This window comes from Levilactobacillus brevis ATCC 14869 = DSM 20054 (genome assembly GCF_001433855.1).
In the GTDB taxonomy this organism is placed as follows: domain Bacteria; phylum Bacillota; class Bacilli; order Lactobacillales; family Lactobacillaceae; genus Levilactobacillus; species Levilactobacillus brevis.
In genome coordinates this window covers 205,592-223,648 of record NZ_AZCP01000002.1, presented here as the reverse complement: position 1 = coordinate 223,648, position 18,057 = coordinate 205,592, and the positions used below count along the sequence as shown (strand labels likewise).

The 18,057-nt window shown below is 45.8% G+C and carries 10 protein-coding genes; 9 read left to right on the top strand and 1 reads right to left on the bottom strand.

Annotated elements, in window-relative coordinates:
• Positions 1-54 precede the first annotated feature (54 nt).
• The 9 genes from helD to arcD all read left to right on the top strand — a co-directional run bounded on the left by helD (position 55) and on the right by arcD (position 16,491).
• Entirely contained in the window at positions 55-2,349 is a 2,295-nt protein-coding gene (helD, locus tag FC61_RS04405; protein ID WP_021741582.1) for an RNA polymerase recycling motor HelD, read from the top strand.
• Between the two features lie 647 nt (positions 2,350-2,996).
• Complete coding sequence (coaA, locus tag FC61_RS04400) at positions 2,997-3,920, top strand: type I pantothenate kinase (RefSeq protein WP_024526517.1); 924 nt, start codon at positions 2,997-2,999, stop codon at positions 3,918-3,920.
• A gap of 7 nt (positions 3,921-3,927) precedes the next feature.
• On the top strand, positions 3,928-4,512 hold the full coding sequence (locus FC61_RS04395; RefSeq protein WP_042516719.1) for a hypothetical protein: 585 nt from the start codon (positions 3,928-3,930) through the stop codon (positions 4,510-4,512).
• Positions 4,513-4,620: 108 nt separating this feature from the next.
• Positions 4,621-6,162 carry a glutamine-hydrolyzing GMP synthase gene (gene guaA, locus FC61_RS04390; protein WP_172757523.1) on the top strand — a complete coding sequence of 514 codons (1,542 nt, stop codon included), beginning with the start codon at positions 4,621-4,623 and terminating at the stop codon, positions 6,160-6,162.
• A 688-nt stretch (positions 6,163-6,850) separates the two neighbouring features.
• Positions 6,851-9,097, top strand: coding sequence for a KxYKxGKxW signal peptide domain-containing protein (locus tag FC61_RS04385; protein ID WP_021741270.1), 2,247 nt, complete (start codon positions 6,851-6,853; stop codon positions 9,095-9,097).
• A gap of 198 nt (positions 9,098-9,295) precedes the next feature.
• Positions 9,296-11,509 (top strand): alpha-galactosidase, encoded by a 2,214-nt coding sequence (locus FC61_RS04380; protein ID WP_035464292.1) that lies wholly within the window; start codon positions 9,296-9,298, stop codon positions 11,507-11,509.
• 75 nt (positions 11,510-11,584) lie between these two features.
• The gene (locus FC61_RS04375) at positions 11,585-11,983 is read left to right on the top strand and encodes an iron-sulfur cluster biosynthesis family protein (RefSeq protein ID WP_021741273.1); all 399 of its coding nucleotides are present in this window, start codon (positions 11,585-11,587) and stop codon (positions 11,981-11,983) included.
• A 157-nt stretch (positions 11,984-12,140) separates the two neighbouring features.
• Complete coding sequence (locus FC61_RS04370; protein ID WP_021741274.1) at positions 12,141-14,675, top strand: M1 family metallopeptidase; 2,535 nt, start codon at positions 12,141-12,143, stop codon at positions 14,673-14,675.
• 373 nt (positions 14,676-15,048) lie between these two features.
• Positions 15,049-16,491, top strand: coding sequence for an arginine-ornithine antiporter (gene arcD, locus FC61_RS04365; RefSeq protein WP_035464303.1), 1,443 nt, complete (start codon positions 15,049-15,051; stop codon positions 16,489-16,491).
• A gap of 90 nt (positions 16,492-16,581) precedes the next feature.
• Here the strand turns inward: arcD and FC61_RS04360 are convergent, their stop codons facing one another.
• The gene (locus FC61_RS04360) at positions 16,582-17,985 is read right to left on the bottom strand and encodes a C69 family dipeptidase (protein ID WP_011668372.1); all 1,404 of its coding nucleotides are present in this window, start codon (positions 17,983-17,985) and stop codon (positions 16,582-16,584) included.
• Positions 17,986-18,057: the final 72 nt, after the last annotated feature.

Below are 18,057 nucleotides of genomic sequence, written 5' to 3'. Positions count from 1 at the left end.
TTAGGCGAATTATTAGTTTATTTTAACAATCCAGTTCACTGAGGAGGGATCGGCTTGCCAGATTCAATTAAAGCTTACGAGCAAAAACATTTGGATGACGTGGTCGCCAAGGTTAAGGTGGCAGAAGAAGACGCCAAGCAACGAATTGATGTTGCGGAAAATGATGAAGCCGGTATCCGCAAAAATTTTGTTAATGACTTACGGATTAAAACGGATAGTTATGAGGGCTTGTTGGAAACGGCACTGTCTGTGCGGCAACAGCAGCAAATGTTGGCAGAACGTCAGAACAGTTGGCAACATGCCACAACTGAGTTGAGCACGTTACAGCGGCTTGAGAAAAAGGCCTATTTTGCCCGAATCGATTTTCAAGAAGGGCCGACCGCTAAGACTGAGTCAATTTATATTGGATTAGGCTCGTTTTCGGACACGCCGGATCATTTTTTGATTTATGATTGGCGGGCTCCAATTTCCAGTATCTATTACGATGGTGAACTGGGCGATGTCAGCTATCAAACGCCGGATGGGGAACAGACCGTCAACGTTCAGTTAAAACGACAATTTCAGATTGAAGATGGAACGATTGTCACACTCTACGACACTGATCAAACGGTGACGGATCAGATGCTGTTATCGGCGCTGAGTGAACACTCAGATACCAAGATGAAGAGCATTGTGACGACCATTCAAAAGGAACAAAACCAAATTATCCGGGATACCAAATCAGATCTGTTGTTCGTCCAAGGGGCGGCTGGGTCCGGGAAAACGGCCGCCATTTTACAACGCGTGGCGTTCCTGTTGTATCGGTACCGAGGCCATTTGAATGCAGGACAAGTCATGTTGTTCTCGCCAAACCAGCTCTTTAATGATTACATTGATCAGGTGTTGCCAGAATTAGGGGAACATAACATGGTGCAGATGACCTATTACCAATATGCTGGTCGACGTCTGCCAAAGATTGATGTGGAGACTTTGGCCCAACGATTTGATGAAAGTAATACGCCCGCCCAAAAGAAGATTAATCAGCTAAAGGGGAGCCTGGCCTTTTTCGATGCTGTGACGGGGTATGCCGATCATCTGGAAAGTGCCGACATGGTCTTTAGAAACATCAAGTTTAAGGGTCAAGTGTTCATTGATAAAGAAAAAATCCAAGATATTTATTACAGTTTCAATCGTAATTATCATTTAGGGAATCGACTGCAAGCGACTAAGGAAGCCTTGATTCGCATTTTGAATCGCCGGATTTCTAGTGAAATGAAGACAAAGTGGGTTGAAGAAACCATTCAGGATTTGAGCAAACAGGAGCTAGATTCGCTGTATGGCGATGAGCCACGAGAGTTCGAATCCTCTGAAAAGGAAATGCAGTTCTTATCACGTAAAGTGGTGATGAAGGCCTTTGAACCAATTCGTAAGGCGATTGTGCGGGCGCGTTTCTTGAGTATCAATAACCAGTATGTCCACATGCTGCGGGATATACCCAATCGTTTGGAACTACGTGATTATGGTATCTCGATGGCTGATTGGCAGGCCAGCGTGGAAGAGTCTATTACTAAGTTGAAGGATCATCGTATGCAGCTGGTTGATACCACACCGTACCTGTACTTGTATGACAAAATGACGGGTAAAGACGGTGAGAGAGACATGCGGTACGTCTTCATTGATGAAATTCAAGATTATAATGCCTTCCAGTTAGCCTTTTTGAAGTTTAGCTTTCCACGAGCGCGGTTCACAATGCTGGGGGACTTAAACCAAGCGATTTTCACCAAAGAAAACAGTCGGACATTGTTACAAGAGCTGAGTACGATGTTCGATCCCGATAAGACCCGGGTTGTTCAATTGACGCAGTCGTATCGGTCGACGCAGCAGGTCACGGACTTTACCAAGCATATCCTCAAAAATGGGGAGGCGGTCACAGCATTTGCCCGTGAAGGGGAATTGCCAACAGTGACGGTAGCTAATGATGAAGCCGGTGCGCTAAAGAAAGTGATTGCGCAGGTCCAGAAAAATGAAGCGGATCAAGAAACGACGGCGATCATTGGAAAAGACTTAGCTGATTGCCGAGCTTTAACCGATCAACTCAAAGCAGCGGGTGCTAGTGTGACTTTGATTCAGTCAGAAAATCAGCGGCTAGCGCCGGGGACCATTGTGGTACCGTCTTTCTTGGCAAAGGGCCTAGAGTTTGATGCCATAATTGTTTGGCAGGCTTCAGCTAGTCGTTATGCGGCTGAAGATGAACGGCAGTTGCTTTACACGATTTGCTCACGAGCGATGCACCGTCTAAGCTTAGTGGCGGTGGGGGAAGTCTCACCCTTATTAAGTGACGTGCCAGCCGAAGAATATACAGTGATTTAAGTGATTAAGACTAGGGTAATCAGAACGGTTTGTGTTCTGGCTACCCTAGTTTTTTATTAAAGCAACATTTTTCGAGGCTGCCTGCCTTTGGGTCGCAACGAATGTGTTGTGACGTGGTCATACGGTCGGCTACTGCCCGCCCTCTGGTCGCAGCAAATGGACTGGAACGTACCGGACACGACTTTAAGCCAAGCAAGGCACTTGTCTTAAAGCTCGGTCTTATCCTAAGAGCACCAAGGACGCGCCCTAAGGCTAACGACGGTACTGAGCCCATTTGCCGCTTCCCGCCGGGCTAGTGTAGCGTGATACGGCAACATTAGTTAAACCCTAAGTCCGATTAGAACAAGTCTGACTTGCCGGTTTGGCGGCATTGATCTAATTATTTATGAACGATAGTATTGTGGTACTGGCAACTATTCGCGGCTGCTATTATTCTTAGCCATTCTGAGTCTGGAAGGCGACAGGGCAAGAACTTACAGCGACTTACATGGGACACGCGCCTGGAAGGCAGGGTAGTAGCATACATGTCTGGCAGCGGGATAAAGCCAGGACATGGCTGTTGGATTTTCACCGAGAATATTGTCAGCCTGACCAAGTTCTGCGGTATAATAGGCAGTAATTATTTTGTAGAAGTTGAGGTGTCTCGATTGCGTGATCCCATTAATTACAACGCGTTTACCCGTGAGCAGTGGCAACAATTCTCGGCGGACGCTACCTTGCCACTAACGCAAGAAAGCTTGCGGCAGATTAAGGCGTTTAACGACCGCATTTCGCTGCAAGATGTGCAGGATATTTATATTCCGCTAGTGCACTTGTTACACTTGGAATTTGATCATTATCGGCAGTTACAACGCGATAAAGCAACCTTTTTAAAGCAACCACAACAGCGAGTTCCATTTATTATTGGAATTGCCGGTAGCGTGGCGGTGGGCAAGAGTACGGCTGCACGGTTATTGGAAGTGTTGCTTAATCACTATTTTACGGATCAACGGATTCAGCTTATTACGACCGATGGCTTTTTATATAGCAATGAGGAACTTAAAAAACGTAATTTAATGGCACGTAAAGGGTTTCCAGAAAGCTATGATATGACGGCACTGATTCAATTTCTCAATGACGTTAAGGCGGGAAAGGAACTGATTAAGGCCCCAGTCTATTCGCACAAAGTGTATGACATCGTTCCCGATCAGTTTGACTACATCATGCATCCAGATGTGCTGATCGTTGAAGGCATCAATACCTTACAGTTGCCGACTAACGAGCAAATTTATGTCAGTGATTTCACCGATTTTTCAATTTACGTAGATGCCGACCCAACGCTGATTGAAAGTTGGTTCTTGGAACGGTTTGAATTGCTACTAGCGACGGCTTTTCAGGACCCGACCAATTACTATTACCCTTACGCGATTGGCGATCATGATGAGGCCATTGCTAAGAGTAAACGGGTGTGGCGTGATATTGATTTAAAAAACCTGGAAGAGTATATTTTACCAACTCGCAACCGGGCCGATATGATTATTCATAAAACATTCGGCCACCGGATTGATCGATTGCTGTTACGGAAATATTAGGGGGGCGATGGGAGTGCTACGTGATGCGACCATTGTTGATGCGGATGCGGTGAGCATGTTGGTCTTACACGAGCTGGAGCGCCGCCAGTTACGCCGATTGCGGCGCCTTAGTAAAGAGCAATTATCGCAGCTATTGTTTGTCGGGTATCACCAGTCAGCGTTTCGATATGGTTTTCCACAAGCGCGCGTTTATCAAAATCAGGGCGTGGCCGTCGGGGTAGCTTACGGGTACCCAGCAGCCGTTGAAATGACATTGGATAATGAGTGGACGACCCTGTTTGAACGCTTGCAGGTGGCACCACCGCAGCAGTCAGTGGTCTCACCGCGCGCGTTGTCTGATGAGTGGTACTTGGACTTGCTCACGGTACGTAACCGTTCGCAACACAAGACTTATCAACAAAAGTGGTTTGATGAGTGGTTATTTGGGGATGCCATTCATCAGGCCCGTTTGAGTGGTCAGGCCTTCTTGGGATTAGATGTGCGGCCTGGGAGTCGTTTGGCCCAGCTAGCGGCCATGTTTGGGTGTGTGACCACCGAACGCCGGCGCTTGGATCGGCAACCATACCTTCATCTGCGTTACCGGATAAACTAATTCGTGATAGATTGAACGTTGTTTTAGATTGACCCGCGTTTCAGAAATCGGTATGATATAAGCAATGTTGAAAAAGAAGAAAGGGTGAATGGCTTGGCAAACGTTGATATGTCTAAATTCGACAAGATCATCGTCTTAGACTTTGGGAGTCAATACAACCAATTGATCACCCGCCGGATTCGCGACCTCGGAGTTTACTCCGAATTAAAGGCCCATACGATGACTGCGGCTGAGATTAAGGCTTGGGGCCCCAAGGGAATTATCTTCTCTGGTGGACCAAATAGTGTCTACGACAGTAGTGCGTTTAATGTGGACCCAGAGATTTTTAACCTCGGTATTCCAATTTTAGGAATTTGTTACGGGATGCAACTGATGGCCCACAGTTTGACGGGTGGTAAGGTTGAATCCGCTGATAACCGAGAATACGGTCGGGCCGATATTACGGTTCTGAGCGACGACGCAAAGCTATTCCACGACACCCCTAAGGAACAAACGGTGTGGATGAGCCATGGGGACTTAGTCACTCAAGTGCCTGATGGTTTTGAACGGGTAGCAACCAGTGAAAACTGTCCAATTTCAGCGATGCAGGATACGACCCGTAATTTTTATGGGATCCAATTCCATGCTGAAGTCCGGAACACGGAATACGGTAACGATATCTTAAAGCACTTTGCTTTTGATGTCTGCCAAGCACAGGCCAACTGGTCAATGGATGATTTCATTGATTTACAAATTGCTCAAATTCGGGAAACCGTTGGCGACAAGAAGGTCCTGTTGGGTCTGTCTGGTGGGGTTGATTCATCCGTTGTGGGCGTGTTGTTGCATAAAGCAATCGGCTCACAATTGACCAGTATCTTCGTCGATCACGGCCTATTACGTAAGGGTGAAGCCAAGCAAGTGATGGACAGTCTAGAAGGTAAATTTGGGTTGAACATCGTGCAGGTCAACGCGCAAGATCGCTTCTTGAGTAAGTTGGCAGGCGTTACGGAACCCGAAAAGAAACGTAAGATTATTGGAAATGAGTTTATTCAAGTCTTCAATGATGAGGCCCAAAAGCTGGATGGTATCGACTTCTTAGCCCAAGGAACGCTGTACACTGACGTGATTGAAAGTGGGACGGATACGGCCCAAACAATCAAGTCACACCATAACGTTGGTGGCTTGCCGGAAGATATGCATTTCCAATTGATTGAACCCTTACGTTCGCTGTTCAAGGATGAAGCCCGTGAATTGGGTGAAAAGCTGGGAATGCCAAGCGAGTTAGTGTGGCGGCAACCATTCCCTGGTCCTGGTTTAGGGATTCGGGTGTTGGGTGAAATCACACCAGAAAAGCTCCAAATTGTCCGCGATAGCGATTTGATTCTCCGTGAGGAGATCAAGAAGGCCGGGCTCGACCGAGACATTTGGCAATACTTTACGGTGCTGCCTAACATCAAGAGTGTCGGGGTAATGGGCGATGGCCGGACGTATGATTACGCCGTGGGTATTCGTGCTGTCACTTCGATTGATGGTATGACGGCTGACTTCGCGCATATTCCATGGGATGTCTTGCAAGATATTTCCGTGCGGATTGTTAATGAAGTGGAACATGTTAACCGCATCTTATATGATGTGACGAGTAAGCCGCCTTCGACTATTGAGTGGGAATAGCCCCTCAAATCGGTGTGTCGAGTTAACAACATTACTGATTTAGGTATTGAAAAATGCCCAATAGTTAGTGTGCTTCTCAGACAAATTCCCACCAGTTTTATAGATATAAACGACAAGTCTACTGTTATCGTGACAGTAGGCTTGTCGTTTTTATTTAGAAATAAATATCAAACGTTCATGCAAAACTTGGTTGGCGCGGCGGAGGGGGGAAGTGTGGTTTTATGGTCTGGAAAATATTATGAACACAAAATAGGAAAAGAGCTTAGAATCAGACTCATAGATTTTGTGATTTTGGTTCTAAGTTTTTTGTTACTTTAGATTTCATCAATAAAATTCGATGAAATAATTTAATGGATTGATTCAGATAGCCGATTTATTATTCTTGAATAAAGTTATTGGTATGGCTAACACTAACCGCTTTCACATGCTTTTCAACAAGTTATTTGTGATGCTAAGTTTTTTCAAACAATCTAGTGCAGTGTTTATAGGGGTTAAGGACATCTTGACATTTATGTGCGACATGGTACGATAAAGTAAATGTTATCCATATTACTAATTGTGGATAATAAATATAAAACAATAAAATTACATAAACCGCTAAAACTAGGTATGCAAATAACCTGCGGCACATAATATATAAACATCAAATGTAGTTTATACGAGTATACTTTATAAGGAGGATATTATCATGAAACGTGCAACTATTGGTGAAAACAAGGAACATTATAAGAGCTATAAAGCAGGAAAACACTGGCTTTATGCTAGTATTACGCTTCTAGCTTTAGGACTTGGGACCGCTACTGTTGAGACGACGGTTCATGCCGACGTAACGCCTGCCGCTGATTCGTCATCGTTAGTACAAAAGCAGTCCAGTGCTGACACATCCTCTTCTGTTCAAAGCTCAGCTACTGGATCTACTAGCTCAGCCAACACTTCACAAACACCCCAAACATCGGATAAACAAGCACCTGTAACCGCTACTTCTAAGGCGCAAGTGACTTCGACGACCACTGAGACGCCAGCTAATGATGGGCAAGACGCAACTGATAATCCAGTACATAGCGATCAATCGGTTGGTCAGCCAGAAACGACTACTCAGAACAATAATCGCTTAGCTAACAAGCAAAGTGCGGTTGTCGATGATGCAGATGCGAACGATACGACTAACGATGTCAGCAATGCGGTAAATCACTCGGTCCCAATTACAACTGATGGAGACAAGATAGCTGTTGCCGAATCCGCTAGTGTGCTTGATCCTAACAATGCGCAGGTCTGGATGCCAGATGCTAACTTGCGGGCATATATTGAGGATTGTATTCAGAAAACGTATTCCTGGACTACGGTTAATGATGCGAACCTGTATCAGTATTTGAATGACAATTACAAGATACAAATGATACAGCCTGTTTCAACAAATGATGTGGGAATGATTACCAGTTTGAAAGGGTTGGAACGGGTTACCAACCTTATCCATTTTCAAATGGACATGCGCTATTTTGACCCATCTGCCATGATTGACCTCAGTTTTGCGCCTAATCTAACTAGTTTTGAACTTAGCAATCTTACCGGCGTTCCAGTAAACTGGGGAATGACGGCTAACGATTTGGTTCAGAAGTATCTCCATGCTAACTCTAAGTTAGAGTTTTTCCGGGCTGATCAACAAAATCTTACCGGAGGAATTCCTGATTTTAGTAATAATCCGGAAATAGAGAATATTTATATGATTGAAAATCAGTTAACCGGGACGATTCCAAGTTTGCGTTACCTAACAAATTTGGAAAGTATTAACGTTTCACAAAATCAGTTAACCGGGAATATTGAGAATTTGAATCAACCCGGACTGAGATATGTTTCTGTACAGTATAACCAACTGAGTGGGCCGATTGCTGAATTTGGTGATTCACTGGTCGAAGCTAATTTAAATAACAATCAGTTTACCGGTCAACTGCCTGACTTAAAAAACATTGAGTGGTTATGGCTGCAGAATAATCAGTTCAGTGGTGATTTGCCTAATACCCAAAAATTGAAAAATCTTTTGTATTTTTACAATAATTTTACTTCGGGAATCTTATCCAATAATAGTGATACCTATCAAGGCTATAATGGCTGGAAACAAAGTATTCAGGGCAATGACGTCATTTTAACGGATGACAATATGACGTTTGAACCAAGTGCCGTTATTAATGGGTTGCAGGACTTAACGACTGGGGAAAATCAGCCGACCAAATTTGACATGGAAAATTTCAAGTTTGATAATTTAACCAGTTCGGTCATGCGGATAACGAATGTAAATGGTAAAAACGTCGCAGAAGATGCGGCCAATACGTTTAAAATTACGCAAGATGCTAATGGTGTTTACCAATTTACCGGTAATAAAGATGTCAAGAGTGGGACCTATTTAATTTACCTCCTCGCGCAAAATGCAACTTATTCCGCTTACGTTTACATTAACGTTGATAATCAAATGACCAAGACTGCTCCTACCGAGCCAGTTGACCCGGGCACACCCGTTGATCCAGGAACACCAAGCAATCCAGATACGCCCGTAGTTCCTGAAACGCCTACTACCCCTAACCCAATTGTTAATGGCGGTGACGGTGACGCGATTGTTCCTAATAAGAACGAGGCCGACAAAGTAACTAAGTCAGTCAAGCAGTTGGCGGTTCATCAAAATGGTCAAGCGGCCAAGGGGCAAAAGAGTGCGCAAAAGAATACGACAGTCGCTTTAAATACCAAGGCTGAGGGTCAAAAGGTCGCGCAGACGGCCGCAAAATCCCCAGTGACGAAGGCCGACAAAAAGATGACAACTAGCGAAAAAATGGCGACCGAAACGTTACCACAGACCAATGAAAAATCTACGATGAGTTCATTCGTTGCCGGAGTTCTCGTTCTACTGACAACTTTGGGCTTTGCGGATGCTAGAAGACGGCATTAATCTCATCACTTGGGACTAGGCTAATAAATCATTTGAAAAAGCTGACAGCGAAGTTGTAAGTTGTCAGCTTTTTTGTGGTTTGGGATTTTAACCAATTGCGCAAATGCCAACAGTTGAGCTATCCCGATGAATCCTGAACGCAACTGTTGTATGATAAACAATGTAATCGCTATCATTTTTTTGAAAGGAATCGATGCTATGTCAATCCATGTCAATGAAGCTAATCTTACGTTTCATCTACAAACCGATCACACGAGTTATATTTTTCAAATTATGAAAAATGGCGAGGCCGGTCAGATTTATTATGGACCAAGAATCCACGTGCAACCGACCTATCAAAATCTCATGTCACAGGAATGGCGTGATGCGACACCGTCATTGAACGAAGAAAACCCGAATTTTCAGCCAGCCACGATCAAGGCCGAGTATGCGAGCCTGGGCAAGGGCGATTTCCGGCAACCGGCTTTTCAAGTGACCCAAGCAAATGGGAGTCGGATTACCGAGTTGACTTATGATCATTACCAACTACTAACAGGGAAACAGCGATTAGCCAACTTGCCATCAACGTTTGATGATACCGATGACGATGCCCAAACATTAGTCGTGTCCTTTAACGATCGGATTACCGGGTTGGCACTTGACCTTAATTATAGTATTTTTCCACACCAAGATGTCATTGTAAAAAGTACGAAGTTTACCAATCCAAGTTCCGAAAAATTAGTTCTGAATCGGGCGCTCAGTTCTCAATTAGATTTACCGGATGCCAATTATGACCTGATCCAATTCTCTGGTACGTGGGCGCGTGAACGGCATCTGTATCGTCAGCCATTACGACCGGGAATGCAGAGTATTAGTAGCCTACGGATGGCCTCAAGTCACCAACAAAACCCCTTCATGATGTTGGCCCGACCACAGACGACCGACGAGCAAGGGGCGGTCTTTGGCTTCAATTTAGTTTATTCCGGTAATTTTTTGGATGCCATTGAAGTTGACCAATACAGTACCAGCCGGATTCTGACCGGAATCAATCCAGACGAATTTGGTTGGAATCTGGCCCCGCAAGCGACATTTCAGACTCCCGAGGCAATTTTGAGTTATACCTCAGCCGGAATGAACCAACTGTCACAGCAGATGGCTAGTTTTTATCAGCAGCATTTGGTTAATCCGCGATTTGCTCATGAGGAACGGCCGGTGCTGATTAATAATTGGGAGGCCACCTACTTTGACTTTAACGAAGCGAAGTTGATGACGATTGTTAACCAAGCTAAGCGACTGGGAATTGAGATGTTTGTGCTGGATGATGGCTGGTTTGGCCACCGGGATGACGACACCACCTCCTTAGGGGACTGGTTTGTCGATCAGAGGAAGTTTCCGGATGGCATCGAACACTTCAGTCAAGCAGTTCATCAGCAAGGGATGAAGTTTGGTTTGTGGTTTGAACCGGAAATGGTTTCTGTTGATAGTGACCTTTACCAACAGCATCCCGACTGGTTGATTCATGCACCCAAATCGACGCCAACGCCTGGTCGCCACCAGTTCGTTTTGGATATGGCGCGGCCAGAAGTGGTCGATTACCTATTTAAGCTGATGAGTCAGATGATTGAATCGGCGAACTTGGACTACATCAAGTGGGATATGAACCGCTATGCGACGGAAATGTTTAGTTCAAGGTTAACTAATGACCAGCAATTAGAACTGCCGCATCGATATATTCTAGGCGTTTATCAGTTGTATGCTCGACTAACGCAGGCCTATCCGAATGTTTTGTTTGAATCCTGTGCGTCCGGTGGGGGCCGGTTCGATCTGGGGATGATGTATTATGCGCCGCAAGCGTGGACGAGTGATGATACTGATGCGGCAGAACGCCTGCTGATTCAATTCGGGACGTCCTATGGGTATCCACAAGCCATGATGGGAGCCCACGTCTCTGCGGTTCCAAATGACCAGATGGGGCGGATCACGTCGCTAAAGACCAGAGGGGCCGTAGCGTTCTTCGGTGATTTGGGGTATGAACTCGATATTACCAAGATGGCGCCAACGGAATTGGACCAAGTCAAAAAACAAGTGGCCTTTTATAAACGTTATCGCCAGCTTTTCCAATTTGGAAAGTTTTACCGAATCGACAGTCCCTTTGTGGGGGACGGCAATGTCACTAGTTGGCAGGTTGTGAGTGACGACCAGAAACAAGCGATTGCCGCCCGGTACCAACTGTTGAATCATCCCAATGCGCCTTATACCCGCTTCTATTTCAAGGGATTACGTCCTAATCAGCGCTATCAAATTAATGATGACCCATCAACCTATTATGGGGATGAATTAATGAATGCTGGTTATTTTGTCCCAACCATTTTGGCGGACGGCCAAGAGTCTAAAGACTTTTATGCCCAGTTGTTTGTGGTGACGGCAATTTAGGCGAGAATTTATTGAAAATGTGATATCCTTACAATTAGTAAGAATATCACAGCTAACCCCGAGGAGGTTCCCACTATGCCCGAAATTACCCTAACACCCGATTTCTACCACTATCTTCAGCAAAAACACCTGACGGACCACAACCTGATTTTATTAGTGGATGATGGTGGCGGCAAGTACTCGCTACAGGGCGGTGCTTGTAGTATTGGCACGAACTTTAGCATCATTGACGTTGATGAGCCAGACGCTGACTACCCCATTTTGCTGACGAATGCGCAAGGTGTCCGGCTCTGGACCTCTAACTATGATCTGGTTTTCTGTGGAACGGGGTTAAAATTAGACTATCGTCACAGAAGCATTGCCATTACTGATGATGCCCACATGATGCTGGATGGCACTGTTCAGCTGGTTAAGGGGGCCGATGTTCTGGCCGCTTTTCAGGCTGGGGTTAAGCTAAGTAATGGTGGGTGTTAAAAGTCTTGTTGATACTCTCCATAGAGTGAGAATAATGATACAGTTTTTAAAATAAGCTGCCAAACTAGGGTAAATATGAGAAAATGGCAAACCATTCTCATATTTACCCTAGTTTGTCGTATAATGTAGATATTCTATTTAATCTGGAGGGGAACTCATGACAGAATCAACGCACTTGTATGACCTGTTCCACCCGGCACACTACGATATTTATCTCGACATTAACCGCGAAACGAAGCAAATTAGCGGGAAGACGACGATTACTGGTGACGCCTTAGCTACGACGATTGGCATTCACCAGAAGTTCTTAAAGATCCAACAGGTAACGGTTGACGGCAAAGCCGTGACGGTTACGGATGATCCTGCGGCCGAAGCCATTCGGATTCCGGTCCCACAGACGGGTAACGTGACGTTAGCCATTGATTACACGGCGCCATTAACTGATAGCATGATGGGGATTTACCCATCCTACTACGACGTTAACGGCGAACAAAAGCAAATCATTGGAACCCAGTTTGAAACGACCGCTGCGCGCCAAGCTTTCCCAAGTATCGATGAACCGGAGGCCAAAGCAACCTTTGACCTAGCGATTAAGTTCGATGAACAGCCTGGTGAAACGGTTATCAGTAACATGCCTGAGACCAAGGTCGAAGCCGGCGTGCACTACTTTGACACCACGGTTAAGATGTCCACGTACCTGATTGCCTTTGCCTTTGGTGATTTGCAAAGTAAGATGACGACTACTAAGAGTGGGGTTCAGGTTGGGGTGTTTGCTACCAAGGCGCATCAAGCCAATGAATTGGACTTTGCGTTAGACATTGCCAAGCGCTCAATTGAATTTTACGAAGACTTCTATCAGACACCTTATCCACTACCACATTCCTGGCAGTTAGCCTTACCTGACTTTTCCGCTGGTGCCATGGAAAACTGGGGATTGGTTACTTACCGGGAAGCTTACCTCGTTTTAGACCCCGACAATACGTCGTTTGAAACGAAGCAACGGGTTGCCACCGTCATTGCTCATGAACTGGCTCACCAATGGTTTGGTGATTTGGTTACGATGAAGTGGTGGGATGATCTTTGGTTGAACGAAAGTTTTGCCAACATGATGGAATACGTTGCCATTGATGCCATCGAACCTGATTGGCACATTTGGGAAGTCTTCCAAACAACTGAAGCCCCGATGGCCTTACAACGGGACGCAACGGACGGTGTACAATCTGTCCACGTGCAAGTAGAAGATCCAGCTGAAATTGATGCGCTCTTTGATAGTGCCATTGTTTACGCCAAGGGTGCCCGGATGTTAGTCATGGTACGGGCTTTAATTGGCGATGATGCTCTGCGAACGGGCCTGAAGGCTTACTTCGACGCCCATAAGTTTGGCAATGCAACTGGGGCTGACTTGTGGTCTGCTTTAGGGACTGCTGCCAATATGGATTTGAAGAGCGTAATGAATTCGTGGCTGGAACAACCTGGTTACCCAGTCTTAACGGCTGCGGTGGTCGATGGTCAGTTGACAGTGACCCAGCAACAATTCTTTATTGGCGATGGCACAGACGCCAAACGTCAATGGCAAGTGCCATTGAGCAGTAACTATGCTGAAGTCCCAGAATTGTTGACGGCGTCACAAGTGACGTTAGGAACTTATGCGGATTTACGGCAGGCTAATGGACAGCCGTTCCGGCTAAATGTCGGCAATAATTCACATGCGATTGTGAAGTACGATGATACCTTACTAGCAGATATTTTAGATCATATCACTGAGTTAACAGCGATTGATCAACTCCAATTGCTACAAGATCAACGACTATTGGCTGAAGGGCGGCAGATTTCTTATGCGGATGTCGTCGCCTTGTTGCCACGATTTGCGGCTAGTGAAGCTACGGTGGTTAACGATGCGTTGTATCAGGTCGCTGGTAACTTGAAGAAGTTCGTCACGCCAGATTCTGATGCCGAAAAGCAACTGCAACAATTCTTTGATCGGTTAAGTGTGGCACAAGTTGACCGGTTGGGGTGGACCCCTAAAGCTGGCGAATCTAATGATGACCAGTTAACCCGGCCATATGTATTAAGCGCGGCCCTCTATGCTAAAAATGCCCAATCAGTCGCCGCTGCGCATGAACTGTTCACAGCCAATCGCGACAATTTAGCAGGCTTGCCAGCTGCAACGCGTTACTATGTTTTGGCAAATGAAGTCACGAACTTCAGTGACGCAACGGTCTTTGATCAGTTGCTGACAGATTACCGGCAAGCAACGGATGCCAGCTACAAGGCCGATCTGTGTGCCGCATTGACGACCACACCAGATGCCAAGTTGATTGCGAAGTTAATCGCAGTCTTTGAAGACGCGGCCACGGTTAAACCACAGGACTTACGGGCTTGGTACCGTGGTGTCTTGGCCAATGCCAAGGGGCAGCAGGCGGCTTGGGACTGGATCCGTCAAGATTGGGATTGGTTGGAAGCAACTGTGGGTGGTGATATGGAATTCACCACATTTATTACGGTAACTGCGGCGATCTTCCACACACCTGAACGGTTAGCTGAGTTCAAGGAATTCTTTGAACCAAAGATTCCGACGCCTGGTTTAGGACGTGAAATCAAGATGGATACCAAGGTTATCGCAAGTCGCGTGGCCTTAGTTGAAGATGAAAAAGCCGCAGTGAATGCTGCGGTGGCACAAGTCGTCCAATAATTTACGTAAGTGACGAAGAACCTAGATGCTGGTCTAGGTTCTTTTTTTGCGTTTCATTTGCGAAAAACTGAACAAAAAGTTAAAATGCATAAATAGTCTGAATTCCCAGTCGTTCTTTTATACACATTCGTTCAGTGCAAAATCAGCGTATAAGTTGTGATTGCTATGGTTTGTTGGCCAATAAAATGCGAAAAAGTTCATGTATATTTATCGTGTAAGGGTGTATAATTCTGACATATTGACGGATGTGTTGGCTGGCAGTAGTGTGCCAATGGTTATTTTATTTGAATATGTAAGCGCTTATATTGTTTGCCACCTTGTCTATCGTCCAAAACGCTTTAAAATTGACGTTGCTCGAAAGGATCTTTTACTCATGAAAAAGGCCACTTCATCACCTGATAAAAGTCACGGCCTCGGGTTGTTGGCACTGATTTCAACAGTTATTACGTCATCGATTGGTGGGGGGATTTTTGCTCTCACCTCAGATTTGGCGATTGCAGCGTCACCTGGTCCCGCGCTGATTGCTTGGGGCATCGTGGGGTTGGGAACCTTGATGTTAGCCTTATCGTTGAACAATTTAGTCCTCAAGCGGCCAGACTTGGAGGGAATCTTTTCCTATGCAGAAGAGGGCTTTGGCAAGTATACCGGCTTTATCAGTGGGTGGGGATACTGGATCTCGGCGTGGATGGGAAATGTGGCATTTGCGACGGTGATGATGAGTGCTGTGGGCTATTTTCTCCCGGTATTTAATGGCCGCAGTCAAATTCCCTCGGTTATTGTTGCCAGTGTGATCCTGTGGTTACTAACCTTATTAGTGAATCATGGGATTGAAAGTGCAGCGCTCCTAAACGCGATGATTACGGTTTGCAAGTTAATTCCACTCTTTGTCTTTATTGTTTTTGCCATTTTCCTATTTAAGGGCCAAGTTTTTACGGCTCATTTTTGGACCAATGTTGGTAGTAATTTACAAGGGACTGAAACAATTGCGAGCCAAATCAAACGGTGCTTCATTATTATGATGTGGGTGTTTGTCGGAATTGAAGGGGCCACCATGCTGTCGTCACGGGCCAAAAAGACCGCCGATGCGGGGAAAGCGACACTGATTGGTTTAGTTGGTTTATTAACGATTTATGTTTTGGCGTCAGTCTTGCCCTATGGTTACTTCAGTCGCCAGGCATTAGCAACTATTCATCAACCGGCGATGGTTTACCTATTTAAAGAGATGGTCGGGCCATGGGGTGGGGCCTTGATTAGCCTGGGTTTAATCATTTCAACGTTGGGGTCTTGGCTATCATGGACCATGTTACCGGCGGAAACGATTCGGTTGATGGCTGACCAGAAACTATTACCACGGGTCTTTAGTCGAAAAAATAAGCAGGGAGCGCCCACGGTCTCGTTGGTTACCAGTAGTGTCTTGGTCCAGTTCTTTTTGGTCACGCTGATCTTTACGGATCAGGCTTATCAAATTGCCTATTCGATGTGTACGGCGGCCGTGACGATTTGTTATATTTTAGTGGCGGCCTACCAGATTAAGTACTCATGGCAACATTTGCGTGAGTCCGGTAGTCGTTGGCAGTTAGCCATTGGGATTGGGGCGCTGTTATTTGAAGGAACCGCTATTTATTTTTCCGGTTTTAAGTATATTATTCTCTGCACGATTGCCTATATTCCGGGAAGTATTTTATATCTGATGGCGCGCAAAGAAAGTGAGCGGCGGTGGTTCCAGTCACCATTAGAACGGCTGTACGTGGCGAGTGTCGTTATCTGTGCACTTGTGGCGATTGGGTTAGTCATTGCGGGAAAATTAGTGATTTAGGAAAAGGTACGTACCAAATACACGAAAATACAAAGCGCCCAGGGCATAAGTCCTGGACGCTTTGTATTTAAAATAGAGTTGACTAGAGCATTAGTCGTTTAAATTGTAGCGTAACTTCATGTGTTCAGAACCAAAGGTCACCATGTCACCCAATAATTTGGTTTGACGCGTGAAGGATTCATTGGAAAGCTGTTCGTTAGCAGATTTCAAAATTGACACATCGGCGCCGTTCTTGATGGCTGCGTCAGTATCGTTTTGAATCTTCCGGTAGGCTCCCATGGCTTCTAAAGCGAAGGTATTACGGAAGTCTTCATATAAGTCGAAGTCCGTGTCACCGAGTAATGCCGTGGTGCAGCTTAACCAGTACATATGATTCAGATTAAAGGTACCATCAGCATCTTTATAAGCGGCGGGGGTGTCGTCGACATTCGCGTAGAACGGAACGACCGTATTGAACGTATTCGCGCCAAAGGCTAGCCAGTGAATCCCGGCAATGCTGGCGGGGACATCGTTACGAATTTGGAGGATGTGCACGTCGTGATTCCGGTTGATACCGATTGGCCGGAACTTGGTCTTGTCACTTTCAGTCCCATCACCATAAACATCGTATTGGGTGTTTTGGTAGTGTGAGCTCAAGACGTACTTAACATCTTCAATGGAAATCTTGCGGTTAGCATGGCAGATGAAGGGCAGGTCTTGGCCTTGAGGGTCTTGGTCAACGTCTGGTGTAAAGTACTTTTGACCAAACCAAGCACGAGGATTGTTATAGACGGTATCCTTGTCCGTTGCGCTACCGAAGATGTGGCGGAGGTTGATTCGATCGAAATCAGGATTCAAATGATACGTTTCAATGAGGTCAGCCAAATCAGCGGAGGCCATGGTATCATCGGCAGCGAAATCAAAGTCGTCAATGTTCATTCGGTTGGGGGCAACGACGTAAGCGTCGTCCGGAATCCGCTTGGCAGCCCAATGATGACCGCCAATGGTTTCCAACCACCAGATTTCATTGTTATCAGAAAAGGCAATACCGTTGGGTTCGTACGTCCCAAATTCTGCCAGTAACTGACCGAGGCGTTCAACCCCTTCACGAGCACTGTGAATATAAGGGAGAACGAGAGTGACCAAGTCTTCTTCACCAATGCCACCGGCAACGTATGGATCGATACCCAAGACACGAGCATTCGTCGTGATGGTCTCTGTGGCGGACATGGCTACATTGTCACTGTTAATACCGGCAGCGGGCCAGATTCCGTTTGTCAAGATAGAGTTGGGAATCGACGTATACCGGAGCGGGTTATCAGGTAATTTAATGTTGACGCCACTGATAACGGCTTGGTAATCAGTGGGCTGGTCGGCAGGATTAACGACGACGAATTTTTCGGGGTCGAGCGCTTCGTGACCATCATCGTTTCGAGAAATAATGGTGGAGCCGTCCAACGAGGCCTTCTTACCTACAAGAATAGTGGTACAAGAACCTTTAATACGTTTTGTCATAAATGCAGCACTCCTTTTATCCCGTATTATAGCATTGATGACTAGAGAAGTTGAAGGGATTATCCTAAGTGA